Genomic DNA, 20,762 nt, shown 5'->3' with positions numbered 1-20,762 from the left:
ATGAGCGCGACCACATCCGGGGCCGCGCGGCTTCGTGGGCTGGGCAGGGGGGCTGCGCCCTACCTGCTCAGCCTGCCGAGCTGGGCCTATCTGACCGCCTTCTTCGTGGTGCCGATGGCGGCAATGCTGTCGATGTCGCTGGCCACCGGCAATCCGATCACCGGCTATGTCTTCGCGTGGAATTTCACCGAGTTCGCAAAGGCGGTGTCGCAGTACGGGACGCAATTGCTGCGGTCCTTCGGCTATGGTGCGCTGTCGACATTCATCACGCTGGTGATCACCTATCCGGTCGCCTACTGGATCGCCTTCTATGGCGGGCGCCACAAGGGGACCTTCCTGTTCCTGATCCTGCTGCCGTTCTTCGTCAGCTTCGTGATCCGCACCTTGGCCTGGCAGTTCATCCTGGCCGACCAGGGCTTCGTGCTGGGCACGCTGAAGCAGATGCACATCCTGCCCGAACGCTTCTACCTGCTGTCCAGCACCACCGCGGTGATCGGCGGCCTGGTCTACAATTCGGTCGCCTATTACATCCTGCCGCTCTACGTGGCGCTGGAAAAGATCGACCGGCGGGTAGTGCGCGCGGCGGGGGATCTTTACGCCTCGCCGGTGGCGACCTTCTGGCGGGTGATCCTGCCGCTTTCGGCGCCGGGGATCTTCGCCGGCTTCCTGCTGGTCTTCGTCACCAATGTGGGTGACTTCGTCAACGCGGCGGTGCTGGGCGGGCCGGGGACCACCATGATCGGCAACATCATCCAGTACAATTTCTTCGACGCGCAGAACTATCCGATGGCGGCGACGCTGTCGTCGATCCTGATGTTCCTGCTGATCGTCTGCATCTATGTCTATGCCCGCGTCTTCGGGGCCGAACAGATCCAGGAATACGCGGCATGAGCGGTGTGCCTTCCTCCATGGACGAGGGCCGCCGCGGGCCGGCGCGCTGGCTGCTGGCGATCTATGCGGCGCTGTTCCTGATCTATACGCTGGTGCCGATCGCGGTGATGATCACCTTCAGCTTCAACCAGGCGCCCAACGGCCGCGTCAGCCTGCGCTGGATCGGCTTCACGCTGGACAGCTACCGCCATGCCTTCGCGATCGCCGATCTGACCACCGCGCTGATCCATTCGCTGGTGGTCGCGCTGGTGGCGATGGTCGCCTCGGTGGTGATCGCGACGCCGCTGGCGCTGGCGCTGGCGCGCTACCGGTTCCGCGGCAAACGCGCGACCGACGTGGTGATCTTCGCCGATATCGCGGCACCCGCGGTGGTGGTGGGGGCGTCGCTTCTGTCGTTGTTCCTGACGCTGAACATGCCGCGCGGCCTGTTCACCATCTTCATCGCCCATATCGCCTTCGACATCGCCTTCGCCGTGGTGGTGATCCGGGCCCGGGTGGCGACGCTGGACCCGGCGCTCGACCGGGCCGCGGCGGATCTGGGGGCGACGCCCTGGGTGGCGTTCTGGACGGTGACCTTCCCGCTGATCCTGCCGGGGGTCATCGGCGCGGGCATGCTGGCCTTCGCGCTGTCGATCGACGACCTGATCATCACCAGCTTCGTCGCAGGCCAAACCCTGACCTTCCCGCTTTGGGTCTACGGTGCGGTGAAGACCGGCATACCGCCGCAGGTCTTCGTGCTGTCAACGCTGATTTTCCTGGGCGGCGCGCTGATCGCGGTGCTGAATTCGGTGCTTGCCCATCGCGCCGGACGCGGGGGTGCGCGCTAGGTCCGCCGCCCGCCCCGCCTTACCACGGATCTGGCCCAGGGCCGGGCCGGGGTTAACCGAACATAAGGACATCGTTCGTAGTCTGCCCCTCAATTCGGAGCAGTCTGAGAGCAAGTGCCATGTTCGTACCTCCCGCCGTCATTGCCGCCATCGTCGCGCTCGGATTCTCCGGCGCCGCCCAGGCAAACGAATTCGCGCCCCAAATGCGCGCAGAACTCGACGCGCGGTTGTCGGCATGGATCTCGGCGCCGGTGATCGTGGAAGCCGTGCGGGTCCAGAACGCCACGACCGCGACCTATGATCAGGCGCGGATCGACGCCCTGGACCGGACCTGGAGATCCGAGGTCGGCGCATCGCAGATGCCCCTGATCGAACCCGTTATCAACAATGACGCTGCGCGGTTCCTGCGCGACAAGATCGCCCAGTCCGATGGCCGGATCGTCGAGGCCTTCGTAATGGATGCCAAGGGGCTGAATGTCGCTGCCTCGGCGCCGACGTCGGATTACTGGCAGGGAGACGAGGCGAAGTTCCGCAACAGCTTTGGCAAGGGCGCCGAGGGCGTCGATCTGGGCGAGGTTGCCTTCGACGAAAGCGCGCAGGCCTATCTGGCGCAAATCTCGGCCCCGGTGATCGACCCTGACACCGGGGCGCCGATCGGTGCGGTCACCATCGGCCTGAACGTCGATGCTCTGCCCTGATAGGCATGGTCCGTTCCTATTCCGACGAGGACTGATCCAGATGAAGAAATTCTCTCCGTTCACTTCCGTCTTCCGCCAAGGCGTGCTCGTGCTGCTGGTCTGCATCGGCGCGGCCACCGCAACCATGGGACTGCTGGCGCGTGACACGGCCGACCAGATCGGCACCCGCGCCCTGAAGCTGCGCGCGATCGAAGTGACCGCGCTGGTCGCGGACCTGGGCGGCGGCGCGATCCGCTTCGGCAAGCGCGAACTGCTGGCCGAGACCTTGCGCGGCGCGATCGAGAAGGCGGAAGGCGAACAGGACGCGGCCCTGGCGGTGAACGCCCGCGGCGAGGTGCTGGCCGAGGTCGGATCGGACAGGACCCGGGTTGCGGCGCTGCGCAGGCTGGCGCAGCAGGCGTTGAAGACCGGAAGGCCGCAGGCCTCTGCGGATGGTTTAATCGTTGCCCAGCCCGTCCACTACGGAAAACCCGACGCCATCGTCGGGGCGGTGGCGACGCATTGGAACGAAACCAAGACCAGCAAGTTGCTGCAGGAAAGTTTCAAGCGCGACATTGCCCTGACGGCGGTGGTTTTCGTGATCGCGCTGCTGGCGGGCGTGATGGCGGTTGGCCGCGGGCTCGCGCGGCCGCTTCACAGGCTCAGCGGCGCCGTGGCCAAGGTGGCGCAGGGCGATTACGCCGCGCGCATCCCCGGCCGGCGCCGGCAAGACGAGGTCGGCGATATCGGCAAGGCCCTAGATTCGTTGCGCTCCCAGCTTGCCGAGGCCGAGGCCGGCACGCTTGAGGCGCGCTACAAGGGCGCGGCTTTCGAGGGCTCTTCGGCGCCAATGATGCTGATCGACGATGGGCTGATCGTGCGTCACGCCAACCCGGCGATGGTGGCGCTGCTTGATCTGTGCGCCCCCGATATCCGCAAGCGCGCCCCCGATTTCTCGTCCGAGGCGCTGGTCGGGGCCTCGATCGAGGGTTTCCATCCCGACGGCGGGCCGATGCGTACCCTGCTGGCAAAATCGAAGCAGGGGCCGGCGCAGGTCGTCATGCGGCTGGGCGAGCGGCGGCTGAAGCTGACCACCGCGGCGGTGCGCAATGAAGCCGATGAGATCCTCGGGTCGATCGTCGAATGGCAGGATGTCACCGCCGAGACGATGAACGCCGCAGTTCTGGAAGCTCTTAACAAGGACCAGAGCCGGGCCGAATTCGATACCGACGGCCGCATGATCCTATGCAACGACCGCTTCGCCGAGGCCCTGGGTGCGTCGCAGGACAGCCTTGTCACCCGCGCGCTCGATGATCTGATTCATCCCGCCTGGCGCGCCAAGCACGAAATCTCGCGCGTGCTCGACAGCCTGTCGCGCGGCCAGCCGCTGCCCGGCAAGATCCGCATGCAACGTCTCGACAGCGGCTGTGCCTGCTTCGACGGCGCCCTCATCTGCGTGCGCGATCCGGCCGGCGTTCCGATCCGTTATCTGTTCCTGGGCCGCGACATCACCAAGGACGAGGCCCGTATCACCGCGGCCGAAGAGGCGCGCCTGAAGCTTGTCGAGGCACAGGGAAAGGTCGTCGACGCGCTGCGCGTCGGCCTGCGCCGGATGCGGGAGGGCAATCTACAGCAGCAGATAGTTGAGGATTTCCCTGAAGAATACAATGAGTTGCGTGGCGATTATAATGCGACGCTCGAAACGCTTGCCGGCGCCCTGGGAGAGATCGCGGCGAACGCATCGAACATCTTCTCGGAAGCGCGGGATATCAGTTCGACCGCCGATTCCCTGTCGCGCCGGACCGAAAGCACCGCCGCGACGCTGGAAGAGACGGCCGCTGCGCTCGATCAGCTGACCACGTCGGTCAAATCCGCCGCCGAGCGCGCCGCCGAGGCCGACGAAGAGGTGGGCGACGCGCGCCGTCGGGCCGAGAAGGGTGGAGATGTGGTCGTCGAGACGGTTGCCGCGATGGATCGGATTTCGACCTCTTCCGACCGGATCGCGTCGATCACCAACGTGATCGAGGATATCGCCTTCCAGACCAACTTGCTGGCGCTGAACGCAGGGGTCGAGGCCGCCCGAGCGGGCGAGGCCGGGCGCGGCTTTGCCGTGGTGGCCTCCGAGGTCCGGGCGCTGGCGCAACGCTGTTCGGAGGCCGCCCGCGAGATCAACGAACTGATCGCCGAAAGCGGCACCCATGTGAAACACGGGGTGGATCTGGTCGGCCAGACCGGCGACGCGCTGCGCGACATCGTCAAGTCGATCACCGGCATCGCCAGCCTGGTCAGCGAGATCGCCGGATCGGCGCGTCAGCAAAGCTCTGGCCTGGCCGAGATCAACACTGCCGTGAATGATCTCGACCAGTCGACCCAGCAGAACGCGGCGCGTCTGGAAGAGACCACCGCCGCGAGCCAGAGCCTGACGAACGACGCGATGTCGATGGTCGAGGCCGTGTCTCATTTCCAGATCGGCGACGGGTCTGCCGCGCAGCTGTCCGAGGCCCGGACATCCGGCTCGGAGCCGACCGAGAGGGTTGTGTCATTCAGTTCGCGCCGCGAGACCCCGCGCGCCCCGGCTCGGCAGGATCCGCCGTCCGAGTCCGCGGCCTCTGAGCCGCGCCGCGCCGTCGCAGGCGGTAGTGCGGGCGGCGCGGAACTGGTCGAGGCCGATCCCGACGGGTGGAGCGAGTATTGAGTGTTGTGCTGCGGCGGGCCGCCGTCTGCCGGCCCGCGATCAGCGCCGATGAAACAGGCCGGGCACGTCCACCGCAGGAGGAAAGTTGATGAACGCTCTGCCATCTGAAACCGGACAGGTCCACCACGTCATACAGGGCAATTTCCTAGTGTCCGGCGAAGCCGGCGATACCTTCACGACGATCCTGGGATCCTGCGTCGCGACTTGTCTTTGCGACCCGGTCGCGGGGGTCGGGGGAATGAACCACTTCCTTTTGCCCGAAGGCGGTGGCGGCCGCGGCGATCTGCTGCGCTACGGCCCGCAGGCGATGGAACTGCTGATCAATGCTCTGCTGAAGGAGGGCGCGCGCAAGAGCCGGCTCGAGGCGAAATTGTTCGGCGGTGCCCAGATGCATGAGGGGTTGCAGGATATCGGCCGGGCCAATGCCGCCTTCGCGCATCAGTTCCTGCAGACCGAGGGCATTGCACTGGTCTCCGAAAGCTTGGGCGGCCGTCAGGGGCGGCGGGTACGATACTGGCCCGCCACGGGACGGGCGCAGATCAAGCTGATGCAAGATTACGCCCGCATCCCGGCAGAGTGTCCCGCCCCCTTCCAGAGTGCGCCGAGCAACGATGTCATCTTCTTTTGAATCGCCACAGTCCCGCCAGACCGACCTTTCCGCCAGATCTGATCGAGAGACCGCCATGACCAAGCGACCCCGCAAGACCGAACCGACCGAGCCGCAACGGATCGCGTTGCCTGCCGTGATCGACCTGCCGCGCGCCTGTACCCTGAAAGCCGAATTCGACGCCGCCCGCGGCGCCCCGATCGTCGTTGCCGCGGCCGCGGTGGAACGGATCGGGGGCCTCGGCCAGCAACTTCTGTTCAGCGCGGCCCAGTCCTGGGCCGCCGACGGTATCGCCTTCGCCATCTCCGATCCGTCGGAGGGTTTCACCGCCTCGGCCATAGCGCTGGGCCTCGATTTCACCCCCTTCGTGGAGGGAGCCAAGCCATGAGCCTGACCGTTCTCGCAATCGACGATTCGCGCACCATCCGTGAGATGCTCAACGCCGCGCTCTCGGAAGCGGGCTTCTTGGTCCATCTGGCCGTGGATGGGCAAGATGGGCTGGACAAGCTGGATGAAGCCGCGCCGGACGTGGTGATCACCGACATCAACATGCCCAAGCTCGACGGCTTCGGTTTCATCGAGGGCGCACGCGCGCGCCAGGATACCCGTGCCGTACCGATCCTCGTGCTGACCACCGAAAGCGCGGCCGACCTGAAAGCGCGGGCGCGCGACGCGGGGGCGACCGGCTGGATCGTCAAGCCGTTCGACGAGATGCGGCTGATCTCGGCCATCCAGCGCGTCGCCGGTCTGCGGGCCGCGGGATGAGCGGCGCCCCCGACATCCGTACGACGTACTTCCAGGAATGCGATGAGCTTCTGGAAGAACTGAACGATGGCCTCGCCTGCGTGCAGGACCAGGCGTCGGGGGCGGATGCCGACCCGGAAGTTCTGCATGCGATCTTTCGGGCGGTGCATTCGATCAAGGGCGGCGCCGGCGCCTTCGGACTGAATGCGCTGGTGCGTTTTGCCCATTCGTTCGAGACCGTACTTGATCACCTGCGTTCCGACCGGTTGGCTGCGACACCCGATCTGGCGGCGTTGCTGTTTCGCGCCGGCGACAAGCTGACGGATTTGGTCGGCGCCGCCCGCGATGGGCAGGACGACCCACAGGATCCGGCCGTGACGGCGCTGATGGCGGAACTGGCGGCGGCCTCGGGCGCGCCGCCGGAACTGGCCGAGGACGAGGCTGCGGGAGATGAGGATTTCGGCTTCGTGCCGATGGGGCTGCCGATCGATCTGCCGGGGGTTGGCCCCTCGCGCTATCACATCGCCTTCAGCCCGTCGTGCCGGCTTTACGCCAATGGTCACGATCCCTTGGTGTTGTTCGAGTCACTGGGAGCGCTCGGTTCGCTCGAGGTCGCCGTCGACACCGGCCGTCTGCCGGATCTGGCTGCGCTCGAACCCGACGAGAACTATCTCGACTGGCGGATGATCCTCGAAACAGATCAGGGCCTTGACGCGATCGAGGAGGTGTTCGAATTCGTCGAGGGGCTGGCCCAGATCGAGATCCGCGCCGAAGACGACGACCTGCCCGGGGACAGGCCCGGCGATGGATCCGATGGCGGATCCGAGGGCGGACAGGACGGCGGTGGCGAGGATCTTTCCTCGAAGGAATCCGATCCCACCTCGGCACCGGCGGCGGCCCCGGCTGCGCCCGCCGCCGCCCCCGCCCCCGCCCGGCCGGCTGCACCGGCTCCGGCCGCGGCGGCGTCTGGTGGGGGTCGGACCGCACCCGCGGCGGCGGCAACGCCCGCCTCTGCCACGATCCGGGTCGATCTGGAACGTGTCGACGGGCTGATCAACGCGGTGGGCGAACTGGTGATCCACCAGGCGATGATCGCCCAGAAGCTGGAGGAGGCCGGGGTTGCGTGGAATTCCGACATCGGCGCGGGGTTCGATGCCTTTCGCAACCTGACCTCGGAGATCCAGGAACGCGTGATGGCGATCCGTGCGCAGCCGATCAAGCCGCTGTTCCAGCGCATGGCGCGCATCGTGCGCGAGGCTGCCGCGATTTCGGGAAAGACCGCCCAGCTGCGCACCGAAGGCGAGGGCACCGAGGTCGACAAGACCGTGATCGAACGCTTGGCAGAGCCGCTGACCCATATCCTGCGCAATGCCGTCGACCACGGCCTTGAAAACGCCCGGACGCGCGAGGTCTCGGGCAAGAAGCCCACCGGGCTGATCTCGCTTTCGGCCACCTACCGGTCGGGACGCGTGGTGATCGAGGTGGCCGACGACGGGGCGGGCATCAATCGCGAACGGGTTCGCTCGATCGCGGTCGAGAAGGGCCTGATCGACCCGGCCGCCGAGCTGAGCGAAGGCGAGATCGACAAATTGCTGTTCATGCCGGGGTTTTCGACCGCCTCCGAGGTTTCGGACCTGTCCGGCCGTGGTGTGGGCATGGATGTGGTCAAGCGGGCGATCCAGCAGATCGGCGGCCGAATCTCGATCCATTCGGTCGCGGGAAAAGGCACGACGCTGTCGATCTCGTTGCCGCTGACGCTGGCGGTTCTGGACGGGATCCTGATCGAGCTGTGCGGTGAAACCATGGTGATACCCATCACCGCGGTCATCGAAACCCTGCGGCCGCAGCCCGGCGATATTCATGCCATCGGTCCCGACCGATGCGTCGTCAAGGTGCGGGACACGGTGGTGCCGGTGGTCGATCTGGGCCAGGTCTTCGGCCTGCGCCGCAAATGCTCGGGCGAGATCCTGCTGCTGGTCGAGACCGAGAACCGCGACCGCTATGCCCTGGCCGTAGACGCGATTCGCGACCAGAGCCAGGTGGTGATCAAAGGGCTTGAAGGGAACTACCGGCATGTCGCCGGGATCTCGGCGGCCACGATCCTTGGCGACGGGCGCATCGCCCTGATCATCGACCCCGAAGAAGCCGTGTCGCAGGCGGTCCCGCCACCCCTTGCAGCCGCGACGGCGGCGGGGGCGGCAGCAGTTTCTCAACCCCAAGCCGCTCTTTCTTCCGCGAGGTAAGCCATGAATGCCACGATCCAGATGGAAAAGACTGACAGCCAGGCCCCGCGCGACATCGACCGCGCCGAGCACGAGGTCCGCGAGGACACGCGCGATGGTGCGCGGCGCGAACTTGTGGCCTTCCGTGCCGCCGCGCAGGATTTCTGTGTCGACATCATGTCGATCCGCGAGATCCGCGGCTTCACCGCCGCCACCGTCGTGCCCCACGCGCCCGACTATGTGCTGGGTGTGATGAACCTGCGCGGCTCGGTCGTGCCGGTTGTGGATCTGTCGCGCAGGCTTGGCCTGGGCGCGACCCAGGGCGATGACCGCCATGTCATCATCATCGCCATGGTCGGGCCGCAGATGACCGGCCTTCTGGTCGAGGCGGTGTCGGATATCCTGTCGATCCCCGAAGATGAGATCCGCCCGACGCCAGAGGTCGCGTCGGAAGCGGCACGCGGCTTCATTTCTGGAGTTATCTGCGAAGGCGAACGCCTGCTGCGACTGGTGGATCTGACGCGCCTGCTGCCGCCCGAGCAAGGGGCGCAGCCATGATCCAGTCGTCCTCTATAGGCGCGCGCGCCGACTCATTGGCGCGCGAGTTCCTCTACACCACGGAGGATTTCAACCGCATCGCGGACCTGTGCTATGAACGCGCGGGCATCCTGTTGCCCCCGGCCAAGCAGGATCACGTCTATTCGCGCCTGTCGCGCCGACTGAGGTCGCTGGGGCTGAAAAGCTTCGATGCCTATCTGAAACAGCTGACCGGGCCGAACGGGGTTGAGGAGCAGCGCCAGATGATTTCGGCGCTGACCACCAACGTGACCCGGTTCTTCCGCGAGCCGCATCATTTCGAGCATCTGCGTACCGAAGTCCTGCCGGAACTGGCGGCCCGGGCAAGGGCTGGCGGCCGGGTGCGGTTGTGGTCGGCGGGCTGTGCCAGCGGCGAAGAGCCCTATTCCCTGGCCTTCACGGTGCTGCGCGCGCTGCCCGATGCGGCCAAGTACGATGTGCGGATCCTGGCCACGGACATCGACCCCGAGGTCCTGGCGGCGGCCAGTTCGGGTATCTATTCGGAAGGCGCCGCGCATGACCTGCCCGACTGGGTGGATCATACAATGGCCAGCCGCGAACCGGATGCGCTGAAGATCGCTCCGTCGGTGCGCAGGCTGGTGGATTTCCGGCCGCTCAATCTGATCCGGCCATTCCCGATGAAGGGCCCGTTCGATGTCATCTTCTGTCGCAACGTGGCGATCTATTTCGACGTGCCGACGCAGGCGGTGGTCTGGAACAGCTTCATCGGCGTCCTGCAACCGGGCAGCCAGATGTACATCGGTCATTCGGAACGCCCGCCGCATGCACTGGTCACCCGCTTTACCCCAAACTGCATTACTGGCTACCGGTTGAACGATCCGGACAGGCCCGCGACCTCTGAAAGGAGAAAATAATGGCCCTGAGGGATTCGATTCGCATCATGGTGGTCGATGACATGTCGACCAGCCGAGGCCTGTTGATGCAGGCGCTGGACGAACTGGGAATCCGCCAGGTCGACTATGCTGCCGACGGGCGCAACGCGCTGACCAAGCTTGCGGCGAACCCGGTGCATCTGGTGATCTCGGACTACAACATGCCGCAGATGGACGGTCTGCACCTGCTCAAGGCCCTGCGCGAGAACCGTACCACCAGCCGGATCGGCTTCATCCTGGTCACCGGTCGGGCCGACCGGGAGATCATTGAAACCGGGCAACGCCTGGGGATGAACAACTTCCTGCGCAAGCCGTTCTCGACCCAGCAGATGCGTGCCTGCATCCAGGCGGTCGTAGGGGCGCTGTGATGACCGGCAACGAGACCGGGGCCGAGCTGGCCCCAATCATCGGTGGACTGGCCAAGGTTCTGCACAGCGCCCATGCCGCAGGCTGCGAGGTCGAGGAATGCTATGGCGATCTGATCCGCGACATCCCCTCCAGCACCCTGTCCGAGGCCGGGCAGGCGGCGCGAACGGCGGGTCATCCGGGCCCGTGTGCGGGCCTGCAGGAATTGGACCGACTGGTGCAGGTGCTCGACAATCTGGCCCGGTTCGTGGCTGCCTTGGCACCCGAGATCCCTGCAGGGTTGCGGGTCGAGACGGCATCGGCGCGGGAGGAGATCCTGCTGCGCGACCTGGCTGCCTGCCTGTTGTCGCCCGCCGCCGCGGAACCGGCGTTCCGCCCCGCCGGACCAGCGCGCGCCGCCGAGGCCGAGGACGGTGTGCATCTGTTCTAGGGCAGGCGGTCCGCCGCCGGTTCCATCGCGCGACCCAGGGTCGCGATCGGGCCAATGCATGCCGCTTGCCCTTGAAGGGGGCGGCGCGCACCTCTAAGACTCGTTTAACGCAGCCGGGCTATCCAAGCCCAAGTTTCGAGGCAGGACATGTTCGACCCCGTCGCCCACTTGACCAATTTCATCATCCCGACCGTCGAGGAGACGAGCGCCCGCGGCTCGATCCGCTACGATATCTTTTCACGATTGCTGAAGGAGCGGATCATCTTCGTCGCCGGTCCCGTTCAGGATGAGATGGCGACGATCATCGTCGCCCAGTTGCTGTTCCTCGAGGCCGAGAACCCCTCGAAGGAGATCGCGATGTATATCAACAGCCCCGGCGGGGTAGTGACCTCGGGCCTGTCGATCTATGACACGATGCAATACATCAAGCCGAAGATCTCGACCGTTTGTATCGGCCAGGCGGCCTCGATGGGGTCGCTCCTGCTGGCGGCGGGCGAGAAGGGCATGCGCTACACCTTGCCCAACAGCCGCATCATGGTGCACCAGCCCTCGGGCGGGTATCAGGGCCAGGCGACGGATATCATGATCCACGCGCAGGAGACGCAGAAGCTGAAGCGTCGCCTGAACGAGATCTACGTGCGTCACACCGGCAAGGATTACGACACCGTCGAGGCCGCGCTGGAGCGCGACAATTTCATGTCCGCCGAACAGGCGAAGGAATGGGGGCTGGTCGACGAGATCATGATCAGCCATGACCGCGCCGCTGACAGCGATGCGAAATCGTGAACCCGGCCGCAGGGCCCGGCTGGCTGGGCGCCGGCTGGGTCAGAAGGGCGCGGGGGGAAATTGGGCATTGTGAAGGTAATGTGGCTGCCCTAGACTTTGCCCGACTGACGCCGACCTGCGGGGATCTCGGCGACGAGGCAACCCCGACGGCCGAACAGGCAGCCGCAGAGGATGAATATGGCGAATAATTCCGGCAGCGACAGTAAGAACACGCTCTACTGCTCTTTCTGTGGCAAAAGCCAGCATGAGGTCCGCAAGCTGATCGCGGGGCCGACGGTGTTCATTTGCGATGAATGTGTCGAGCTGTGCATGGACATCATCCGCGAAGAGACCAAGTCCGCCGGGCTGAAAAGCTCGGATGGCGTGCCGACCCCGCGCGAGATCTGCCAGGTTCTGGACGATTACGTGATCGGCCAGGAACATGCAAAGCGCGTGCTCTCGGTCGCGGTGCACAATCATTACAAGCGGCTCAACCATTCGGCGAAATCGGCCGATATCGAATTGTCGAAATCGAACATCCTGCTGATCGGCCCGACCGGCTGCGGCAAGACGCTGCTGGCGCAGACGCTGGCGCGAATCCTGGATGTGCCTTTCACCATGGCCGACGCGACCACGCTGACCGAGGCGGGGTATGTGGGCGAGGATGTCGAGAACATCATACTGAAGCTCTTGCAGGCCAGCGAGTACAACGTCGAACGGGCGCAACGCGGCATCGTCTATATCGACGAGGTCGACAAGATCACCCGCAAGTCGGACAACCCCTCGATCACCCGCGACGTTTCGGGCGAAGGGGTGCAGCAGGCGCTTCTGAAGATCATGGAAGGCACCGTCGCGTCGGTGCCGCCGCAGGGCGGACGCAAGCATCCGCAGCAGGAATTCCTGCAGGTGGACACGACGAACATCCTGTTCATCTGCGGCGGCGCCTTCGCAGGTCTCGACCGGATCATCGCGCAGCGCAACAAGGGCTCTGCCATGGGGTTCGGCGCCGAGGTGAAGGAGAACGACAGCCGCGGCGTGGGCGAGGTCTTCAAGGATCTCGAGCCCGAGGATCTGCTGAAATTCGGTCTGATCCCGGAATTCGTCGGGCGTCTGCCGGTGATCGCGACGTTGGGTGATCTGGATGAAGAAGCGCTGGTGACGATCCTGACGGTGCCGAAGAATGCGCTGGTGAAGCAGTACCAGCGGCTGTTCGAGATCGAGGATGTGGAACTGACCTTCACCGAAGACGCGCTGAAGGCGATCGCGCTGCGGGCGATCAAGCGCAAGACCGGCGCCCGTGGCCTGCGCTCGATCATGGAGGATATCCTGCTCGACACGATGTTCGAACTGCCGGGCATGGAGGGCGTTGAAGAGGTGGTCGTCAATGAGGAAGCGGTGACCGCGACCGAGGCGAAGCCGCTGCTGATCTACGCCAAGTCGCAAAAGGGCGAGCCCGCGACCGCAGGCTGACCCAGCGGCGCGCGCTGCCGCGCGCAAGGCTTTTCATGCGAAGGGGGGCGCTGCCCCCCTTTGTCATTGGTGCGTGTCGCCCCGACGACACCCCCGGGGGGGATATTTGCCCCAAAGAGAAGTAGGGGTCTTTCTTTTTGGCGGAAATATCGCCGGGGGGCAGGACCCCCGGCTGTCGGCGGTGTTGTCAGAGTGCGCGCCAGCCGATGTCGCGGCGGCAGAAGCCTTGCGGCCAGTCGATGCCGTCGACCATCGCATAGGCGCGGGCCTGGGCCTCTTGCAGGCTGGCGCCGCGGGCTGTGATGTTCAGCACACGTCCGCCGCTGGCCAGGATCCTGCCGTCGGCGGCCGTGGTGCCGGCGTGGAACGCCATGTGGAAGCTGTCTTCGGGAAGCGTGCCCAGGCCCCTGATCTCGCTTCCTTTTTCGTAGCTGCCGGGATAACCCTTGGCGGCCATCACCACCGTCAGGGCGTGGTCGGCGGCCCAGTGGACCTGACGCCCGGCCAGGTCTTCGCGCGCACAGGCCAGCATCAGGTCCAGCGCCTGGGCGCCAAGGCGCATCATCAGAACCTGGGCCTCGGGGTCGCCGAAGCGCACGTTGTATTCGACCAGACGCGCCTGGCCCTCCGCGATCATCAGCCCGGCATAAAGCACCCCCTGATAGGGCGTGCCCCGGCGGGCAAGCTCTGCCACCGTCGGGCGGATGATCCGTTCAAGCACTTGCTGCGCGATCGCGTCGGTCAGCACCGGCGCCGGGGAATAGGCGCCCATTCCGCCGGTGTTGGGGCCGGTATCGCCTTCGCCCACACGCTTGTGGTCCTGGGCGGAGCCGATCGGCAGCACCGTCTCGCCGTCGCACAGCACGAAGAAGCTGGCCTCTTCGCCCGCCATGAATTCCTCGATCACCACCTCGGCGCCGGCGGCACCGAAGCTGCCGTCGAACATCTCGTCCACCGCGGCCAGCGCCTCGGCCTCGTCCATCGCCACGATCACGCCCTTGCCGGCGGCCAGACCATCGGCCTTCACCACGATCGGGGCGCCCTGGGCGCGGATGTACGCCTTCGCCGGGCCGGCCTTGGTGAAGCGGGCATAGCGCGCGGTGGGGGCGCCGCAGGCGTCGCAGATCTCCTTGGTGAAGGCTTTCGAGGCCTCCAGCCGTGCCGCCGCCTGCGACGGGCCGAAGCACAGAAGCCCCGCGGCCCGCAGCGCATCCGCCACGCCGGCGGCCAGCGGCGCCTCGGGCCCGATGATCACGAAATCGACGGCGTTCTCCTCGGCGAAGGTCACCACCGAGGCGCCGTCGAGGATGTCGAGATCGGCGCATTCCGCGATCGCCGCGATACCCGCATTCCCCGGCGCCACGATCAGCCGGTCGCATTTCGGGTTCTGCTTCACCGCCCAGGCCAGCCCGTGTTCGCGCCCGCCGCCGCCCAGGATCAGGATGTTCATCCGCCACTCCGCCTTTTCCTCGCTTCGGCGCCGTTCTAAGGTGCCTGCGCCGTCACCACAAGCGAGCACACATGTCCGACCTGATCGAAGATCCGAACCCCGCCGGCAACGCCCCGGAATTCACCGTCTCCGAACTGTCCGGTGCGGTGAAACGGGTGGTCGAGGGCGAATTCGGTCGCGTCCGGGTGCGCGGCGAGGTGGGGCGGGTGTCCTTCCCGCGCTCGGGCCATGTGTATTTCGATCTCAAGGACGACCGCTCGGTCCTCGCCGCGGTCAGTTGGAAAGGGCAGGCCGCGCGGCTCTCGATCCGCCCCGAGGAAGGGATGGAAGTGATCGCCACGGGGCGGATGACCACCTTTCCGGGGCAGTCGAAATACCAGCTGATCGTTGACGATCTGGTGCCCGCGGGCGCCGGTGCGCTGATGGCGATGCTCGAGAAGCTGCGCCAGAAGCTGGCCGCCGAAGGCCTGTTCGCGGCCGAACGCAAGCGCCCGCTGCCCTATCTGCCCAAGGTGATCGGGGTGGTGACTTCGCCCTCGGGCGCGGTGATCCGCGACATCCTGCGCCGGCTGCGCGACCGCTTTCCGCGCCATGTGCTGATCTGGCCGGTGGCGGTGCAGGGCGACCGCTGCGCCCCCGAGGTCGCCGCCGCGATCCGCGGCTTCAACGCGATCGAACCGGGTGGGCCGGTGCCGCGCCCCGATGTGCTGATCGTGGCGCGCGGCGGCGGCAGCATGGAGGATCTGTGGGGCTTCAACGACGAGGCCGTGGTGCGTGCCGCCGCCGAATCCCGGATCCCGCTGATCTCGGCCGTGGGGCACGAGACCGATACCACGCTGATCGACCACGCCGCCGACCGCCGCGCACCCACGCCCACTGCGGCGGCCGAAATTGCGGTGCCGGTGCGGCTGGATCTGCTGGCCGCGGCCGAAGGCCTGGGCGCGCGGCTGAACCGGGCGGCGGGGCAGGGGATCTTGTCGCGCAACCAGCGGCTGCGCGATCTGGCCCGCGCGCTGCCCCGGCCCGAAACGTTGGTGGGCACGGCCAGCCAACGGCTCGATCTCTGGGCCGGGCGGCTGCCCGCCGCGCTTGGCGCCGCCACCGGCCGCAAACGCGCGGCCTTCAACACCGCGGCCGCGCATATCCGCCCCCGGATGCTGCAATCGGTGATCGAGCGCGGCCGCGAGCGGCTGGCCTACCGCGCCGCCCGCCTCGCGCCCGATACCCTGGCCCGCGACGTCACCCGCAAGTCCGAGGCGCTTCAGGCCCTGACCCGCCGCCTGACGATCGCCGCGAACGCCCAGACCGAGACCTGGCGCACGCGCCTCGACGGGCTAGACCGGATGCGGATGACGCTGGGCTATCACGAGACGCTGAAACGCGGCTTCGCCGTGGTCTACGGCGACGGCCATGTCGTCACCTCGAAGGCCGCCGCCGAGGCCGCCTCGGCGCTGGAGATCGAATTCCACGACGGCCGCCTCACCCCCGGCGGCCCGGCCCCGCGCCCCGCCCCGCGCAAGCCGAAGGAAGAGCCACCCGAACAGGGCAGTCTCTTCTGATCTTCATCTTGGTAAAAATACTCTCGGGGGGTGCGGGGGGCAGACAGCCCCCTGCGATTCCGGGCCCCCGCGATCCTCGGCCCCCGCGATCCCAGGTTCGGCCTCGGGCCTTTCCCTCAGCCCAGCCGTTTGCCTGTTTGCGCGTCGAAGCCATGCGCCGCGCCGGGTTCCGGCACCAGATGCAGCGCCTGGCCCAACGCCGCGTCCGAGGGCAGGGCGCAGGCGAAGTTCTGCCCCTCGACCGTGCCATGCACCAGTTTCTGTGCCCCCAGCTCCTCGACATAGGCGATCTTCAGCACAAAAGCGCCCTCGGTGCCGGCATCGGCCGGGCGCACGTCCTCGGGGCGCAGGCCCAGGGTGACCGGCCCGGTCACCGCGGCCGCCAGCGGCACCCGACCGCCGCCGACATGGGCCACGCCGCCCTCGGCCTTCGCGTTCAGAAGGTTCATCGCAGGAGAGCCGATGAAGGCCGCCACGAAGGTCGACGCCGGCTTGCGGTACACTTCCAGCGGGGTGCCCACCTGCTCGATCTGCCCGCCGTTCAGCACCACCAGCCGGTGCGCCAGCGTCATCGCCTCCAGTTGGTCGTGGGTGACGTAGATCGAGGTGGTCCCCAGACGTGCCTGCAACTGCTTGATCTCGCCGCGCATCTGCACCCGCAGCTTGGCGTCGAGGTTCGACAGCGGCTCGTCGAACAGGAATGCGGCCGGCTCGCGCACGATGGCGCGGCCCATGGCGACGCGCTGGCGCTGACCGCCCGACAGGGCGCGCGGCTTGCGGTCCAGGAAGGCGCCGATCTCCAGGATCTGCGCGGCCTCGTCCACCCGCCGGCTGATTTCCGCCTTCGCCATCTTGCGGTTCTTCAGCCCATAGGCAAGGTTCTGGCGCACCGTCATATGCGGATAAAGCGCATAGTTCTGGAACACCATGGCGATGTCGCGTTCGGCCGGCTCGACCTCGTTCACCATGCGGTCGCCGATCGAGATCTTGCCCTCGGTGACGCTTTCCAGCCCGGCGACCATGCGCAGCAGGGTGGATTTGCCACAGCCCGACGGGCCGACGAGCACCACGAATTCGCCGTCCTGGATGGCAAGGTCGATGGAATGGACGGCCTTCACCCCGCCCGCATAGGTTTTGCCGACCGCCTCTAGCGTGATCGCAGCCATTTATTTCTCCGTCTCGATCAGGCCCTTCACGAAGAGCTTTTGCATGAAGATCACCACAAGCACCGGCGGCAGCATCGCCAGGATCGCGGTGGCCATGATGTAGTTCCACTGCGGCTGGGCGTCGGCCACGTCGGCCATCCGCTTGATCCCCATCACGATGGTGTAGTGCGAGGCATCCGTCGTCACCAGAAGCGGCCACAGATACTGGTTCCAGCCGTAGATAAAGAGGATCACGAACAGCGCCGCGATGTTGTTGCGCGACATCGGAAGCAGGATGTCCCAGAAGAATTTCATCGGCCCGGCGCCGTCGATCCGCGCCGCCTCCATCAGCTCGTCCGGGATGGTCAGGAACACCTGGCGGAACAGGAAGGTCGCCGTGGCCGAGGCAATCAGCGGGATCGTCAGGCCGGCGTAGGTGTCCAGCATCCCCAGATCGGCGACCACCTTGTAGGTCGGCAGGATGCGCACCTCGACCGGCAGCATCAGGGTGATGAAGATCAGCCAGAACGCCAGGCTGCGGAACGGAAAGCGGAAATAGACGATCGCATAGGCCGAGATGATCGAAATTGATATCTTCCCGATGGCGATGGTCAGCGCCATGATCAGGCTGTTGGTCATCTGCAGTGACAGCGGCGGCATCCCCGACGATTGCATCCCCGTGGTCAGCATCGTCATGTAGGTGTGCCAGGTGTCATGGCCCGGCGTCAGCGGGATCAGGCCCGACAGGAAATCGGTGGGCCCGTGGGTCGAGGCGATGAAGGCGACGTAGATCGGGAAGGCCACGATCAGCACACCCAGGATCAGCACCAGATGCGCCAGGATGTTCAGCAGGGGGCGGTTTTCAACCATTCTCGGGCCCTCAATATTCGACGCGCCGCTCGATGAAGCGGAACTGGATCACGGTCAGGGCGATGACGATCGCCAGCAACACCACCGATTGCGCGGCGGAAGAGCCCAGGTTCAGCCCGACAAAGCCGTCCTGATAGACCTTGAACACCAGGATGTTGGTGGCGCCCGCCGGCCCGCCCTGGGTGGTGGCGTCGATCACCGGGAAGGTGGCGAACATCGCATAGACGAAATTCACCACCACCAGGAAGAAGGTGGTCGGCGACAGAAGCGGCAAGGTGATGGTGAAGAACCGCTTCACCGGCCCGGCACCGTCGATCGCCGCGGCCTCGCGCATGGATCCGGGGATCGATTGCAGCCCCGCCACGAAGAACAGGAAATTGTAGCTTACCTGCGGCCAGGCGGCCGAGATGATCACCAGGATCATCGCGTCGTCGCCCTTCAGCGCATGGTTCCAGTGGTAGCCGACCAGCGACAGCAGGTAAGGCATCAGCCCGATCGTCGGGTTGAACAGGAACCACCACAGCACGCCCACCACGGCCGGGGCCACCGCATAGGGCCAGACCAGCAGCGTCGTATAGGCGGGGCCGGCCTTGATGGTGCGGTCCACCGCCAGCGCCAGCAAAAGCGCCACGATCAGCGCCACCGCAGTGACGCCAATGGTGAAGACCACGGTCACCTGCAGCGAGTGAATGTAATCGGGATCCTGGAACAGCGCCCGGTAATTGGCCAGCCCTACCCAGGTGGTATGCAGCCCGAAGGCGTCCTCGCGTTGAAAGCTTTGCAGGACGGCTTCGCCCGCGGGCCAGAGGAAGAAGATGATCGTCACCACCATCTGCGGCGCGATCAGCAGATAGGGCAGGATCTTGTTGCGAAAGAAGATGCGTTTCATCGGGCGCTTCGCTGGAAATGGCAAAGAAGCCCGCGCCGGGGCGCGGGCTTCCAATAAAGGTTCCGGGGCCTACTGGTTGGCCTGCTGGAACTGTTTGATCAGCTTGTTGCCGTCGGTATCGACATTGTCGAGCGCCTGTTGCGCGGTCTCGTTGCCGGCCAGCATCTTCTGGAACTGGGTGTCGATGATGTCACGCACCTGGACGTAGTTGCCAAAGCGCAGACCCTTCGAGTTCGCGGTCGGCGGGTTCAGGGTGATTTCCTTGATGCCCACGTCCGACCCCGGGTTCTTGGCGTAGAAGCCCTGCTCCTGGCCCAGCTTGTAAGCCGCCTGGGTGATCGGCAGGTAACCCGAGAATTGCGACCAGTCCGCCTGCACCTTGGCCGAGGACAGGTAGCTCAGGAAGCTGGCCACGCCCTTGTAATGGGCCTTGTCGTGGCCGCGCAGCACCCACAGGGTGGCGCCACCGATGATGGTGTTCTGCGGCGCGCCCTTCACGTCGGCATAGTAGGGCAGCATGCCGTAGCCGACCTCGAACTTGCCCTTGGTGTTGGCCAGCACGCCGGCCCGCGACGCGGACGAGTTCATGTAGATCGCGCAATCGCCCGAATAGAACATCGGAGGCGCATCGTTGCCACCCACCGGGCCGCCGTACTTGAAGATGCCTTCCTTCTGCCACTCGGCCAGGTTGGCCCAGTGCTTCACCAGCGCCTTGTCCTTGCCGAATTCAAGCCGTGCGCCGAGACCGCCGAAGCCGTTTTCCTCGGTGCCGATCGGCTGGTTGTGCCAGGCCGAGAAGTTTTCCGCCTGGATCCAGCTGATCCAGCCCGAGGTGAAGCCGCATTTGGCCGCGCCGGATTTCATGATCTGCTTCGAATCCGCGACCAGCTCGCCCCAGGTCTTCGGCGGCTTGTTCGGGTCCAGGCCCGCCTTCTTGAAGGCGTCCTTGTTGTAATACATGATCGGGGTCGAGCTGTTGAACGGCATCGACAGCATGTTGCCCTGGGAATCGGTGTAATAACCGACGACGGCCTTCAGGAAGCCGTTCGGATCGAAGGGCTCGCCCATGTCCTTCATCAGCTTGTAGACCGGATAGACGGCGCCCTTGGCGGCCATCATGGTGCCGGTGCCGACCTCGAAGACCTGCACGATATCGGGCTGTTTCTTGGCCCGGAAGGCCGCGATCGCCGCGGTCATGGTCTGCGGGTAGGACCCCTTGTAGGTCGCCACGACCTGATACTTGTCCTGGCTCTTGTTGTAGTCGGCGACGATCTGGTCAAGCTTCTTGCCCAGTTCGCCCCCCATGGCATGCCACCAGGTGATGGTGGTCTTCGCCTGCGCCATGCTGACGGAGGCCGCCAGCGCCATCGCGCCGACAAGTGTGGTACGGATCATGGTTTATCCCCCTAGTTATAATCACGTGGACTGCGCCACGCTTAGTCTTGGCTCATGAAGAGTTTGTGTTCGTTTTGCGTAGGTTTTGCAACGGTTCTTTTTCGTCACCTGCTGAATTTTTGGGCGGTCTCTGTCTCGGTTATGTCGATCGCCGTAAGGCTGCCGCTCGCGCGGATCGAAATGATATTGATGTAGATCTATAATAGTTATATCTCATATCTATATTATTGTGCCGCCGCCGAACCCCGTACGGGCGCGATCCGGGGCAGGGCGGGCTTCACGGGGGGCGAT

General features: G+C 65.6%; 20 protein-coding genes. 15 read left to right on the top strand and 5 right to left on the bottom strand.

Features of this window, described 5'->3' with window-relative positions; translation table 11 throughout:
* The 14 genes from BLV97_RS02880 (at window position 1) to clpX (ending at window position 13,163) form a co-directional block, all read left to right on the top strand.
* Window positions 1-891, top strand: a complete 891-nt coding sequence (locus BLV97_RS02880; RefSeq protein ID WP_051646018.1) for an ABC transporter permease — start codon at window positions 1-3, stop codon at window positions 889-891.
* A complete protein-coding gene (locus BLV97_RS02875; protein ID WP_035841613.1) occupies window positions 888-1,718 on the top strand; it encodes an ABC transporter permease in 831 nt (276 codons plus the stop codon). The genes BLV97_RS02880 and BLV97_RS02875 overlap by 4 nt, the downstream gene beginning before the upstream one ends.
* Before the next feature lie 119 nt (window positions 1,719-1,837).
* Window positions 1,838-2,416 carry a cache domain-containing protein gene (locus tag BLV97_RS02870; protein ID WP_035841611.1) on the top strand — a complete coding sequence of 193 codons (579 nt, stop codon included), beginning with the start codon at window positions 1,838-1,840 and terminating at the stop codon, window positions 2,414-2,416.
* Window positions 2,417-2,456: 40 nt separating this feature from the next.
* Window positions 2,457-5,090 carry a methyl-accepting chemotaxis protein gene (locus BLV97_RS02865; RefSeq protein WP_051646017.1) on the top strand — a complete coding sequence of 878 codons (2,634 nt, stop codon included), beginning with the start codon at window positions 2,457-2,459 and terminating at the stop codon, window positions 5,088-5,090.
* A gap of 88 nt (window positions 5,091-5,178) precedes the next feature.
* The gene (locus tag BLV97_RS02860; RefSeq protein WP_051646016.1) at window positions 5,179-5,718 is read left to right on the top strand and encodes a chemotaxis protein CheD; all 540 of its coding nucleotides are present in this window, start codon (window positions 5,179-5,181) and stop codon (window positions 5,716-5,718) included.
* 55 nt (window positions 5,719-5,773) lie between these two features.
* Entirely contained in the window at window positions 5,774-6,085 is a 312-nt protein-coding gene (locus BLV97_RS02855; RefSeq protein WP_051646015.1) for an STAS domain-containing protein, read from the top strand.
* The gene (locus BLV97_RS02850) at window positions 6,082-6,462 is read left to right on the top strand and encodes a response regulator (RefSeq protein WP_035841609.1); all 381 of its coding nucleotides are present in this window, start codon (window positions 6,082-6,084) and stop codon (window positions 6,460-6,462) included. Before BLV97_RS02855 ends, BLV97_RS02850 begins: the two co-directional genes overlap by 4 nt.
* Window positions 6,459-8,684, top strand: a complete 2,226-nt coding sequence (locus BLV97_RS02845; protein WP_051646014.1) for a chemotaxis protein CheA — start codon at window positions 6,459-6,461, stop codon at window positions 8,682-8,684. Before BLV97_RS02850 ends, BLV97_RS02845 begins: the two co-directional genes overlap by 4 nt.
* Before the next feature lie 3 nt (window positions 8,685-8,687).
* Window positions 8,688-9,221 (top strand): chemotaxis protein CheW, encoded by a 534-nt coding sequence (locus tag BLV97_RS02840; RefSeq protein ID WP_308430842.1) that lies wholly within the window; start codon window positions 8,688-8,690, stop codon window positions 9,219-9,221.
* Window positions 9,218-10,114, top strand: coding sequence for a protein-glutamate O-methyltransferase (locus tag BLV97_RS02835; protein WP_051646013.1), 897 nt, complete (start codon window positions 9,218-9,220; stop codon window positions 10,112-10,114). The genes BLV97_RS02840 and BLV97_RS02835 overlap by 4 nt, the downstream gene beginning before the upstream one ends.
* Window positions 10,114-10,500 carry a response regulator gene (locus BLV97_RS02830; protein WP_035841607.1) on the top strand — a complete coding sequence of 129 codons (387 nt, stop codon included), beginning with the start codon at window positions 10,114-10,116 and terminating at the stop codon, window positions 10,498-10,500. Before BLV97_RS02835 ends, BLV97_RS02830 begins: the two co-directional genes overlap by 1 nt.
* Window positions 10,500-10,928 (top strand): hypothetical protein, encoded by a 429-nt coding sequence (locus BLV97_RS02825; RefSeq protein ID WP_035841606.1) that lies wholly within the window; start codon window positions 10,500-10,502, stop codon window positions 10,926-10,928. The genes BLV97_RS02830 and BLV97_RS02825 overlap by 1 nt, the downstream gene beginning before the upstream one ends.
* 147 nt (window positions 10,929-11,075) lie before the next feature.
* A complete protein-coding gene (locus BLV97_RS02820; protein ID WP_035841604.1) occupies window positions 11,076-11,714 on the top strand; it encodes an ATP-dependent Clp protease proteolytic subunit in 639 nt (212 codons plus the stop codon).
* A 177-nt stretch (window positions 11,715-11,891) separates the two neighbouring features.
* The gene (clpX, locus tag BLV97_RS02815) at window positions 11,892-13,163 is read left to right on the top strand and encodes an ATP-dependent Clp protease ATP-binding subunit ClpX (RefSeq protein WP_035841602.1); all 1,272 of its coding nucleotides are present in this window, start codon (window positions 11,892-11,894) and stop codon (window positions 13,161-13,163) included.
* Between the two features lie 187 nt (window positions 13,164-13,350).
* Here the strand turns inward: clpX and purD are convergent, their stop codons facing one another.
* On the bottom strand, window positions 13,351-14,613 hold the full coding sequence (gene purD / locus BLV97_RS02810; protein ID WP_035841600.1) for a phosphoribosylamine--glycine ligase: 1,263 nt from the start codon (window positions 14,611-14,613) through the stop codon (window positions 13,351-13,353).
* A gap of 71 nt (window positions 14,614-14,684) precedes the next feature.
* On the opposite strand from purD, the gene xseA reads away from it, so the two are divergent.
* A complete protein-coding gene (gene xseA / locus BLV97_RS02805) occupies window positions 14,685-16,172 on the top strand; it encodes an exodeoxyribonuclease VII large subunit (RefSeq protein ID WP_035841598.1) in 1,488 nt (495 codons plus the stop codon).
* A 116-nt stretch (window positions 16,173-16,288) separates the two neighbouring features.
* Here xseA and BLV97_RS02800 read toward each other — a convergent pair whose 3' ends face one another.
* From BLV97_RS02800 to ugpB, 4 genes are all read right to left on the bottom strand, one after another.
* Window positions 16,289-17,338: a sn-glycerol-3-phosphate import ATP-binding protein UgpC gene (locus tag BLV97_RS02800; protein ID WP_051646012.1), complete on the bottom strand. Its 1,050-nt coding sequence runs from the start codon at window positions 17,336-17,338 to the stop codon at window positions 16,289-16,291.
* Window positions 17,339-18,187 carry a sn-glycerol-3-phosphate ABC transporter permease UgpE gene (gene ugpE, locus BLV97_RS02795; protein WP_035841596.1) on the bottom strand — a complete coding sequence of 283 codons (849 nt, stop codon included), beginning with the start codon at window positions 18,185-18,187 and terminating at the stop codon, window positions 17,339-17,341. It lies immediately after the preceding gene.
* Window positions 18,188-18,197: 10 nt separating this feature from the next.
* Window positions 18,198-19,076, bottom strand: a complete 879-nt coding sequence (ugpA, locus tag BLV97_RS02790; protein ID WP_035841594.1) for a sn-glycerol-3-phosphate ABC transporter permease UgpA — start codon at window positions 19,074-19,076, stop codon at window positions 18,198-18,200.
* Window positions 19,077-19,145: 69 nt separating this feature from the next.
* On the bottom strand, window positions 19,146-20,471 hold the full coding sequence (ugpB, locus tag BLV97_RS02785) for a sn-glycerol-3-phosphate ABC transporter substrate-binding protein UgpB (RefSeq protein ID WP_035841592.1): 1,326 nt from the start codon (window positions 20,469-20,471) through the stop codon (window positions 19,146-19,148).
* Window positions 20,472-20,762 lie beyond the last annotated feature (291 nt).

The sequence above is a fragment of the Allgaiera indica genome, assembly GCF_900106675.1.
Taxonomy (GTDB): domain Bacteria; phylum Pseudomonadota; class Alphaproteobacteria; order Rhodobacterales; family Rhodobacteraceae; genus Acidimangrovimonas; species Acidimangrovimonas indica.
Note: the sequence above shows the minus strand (reverse complement) of the source record. Positions and strands in the feature narration are given on the sequence as shown.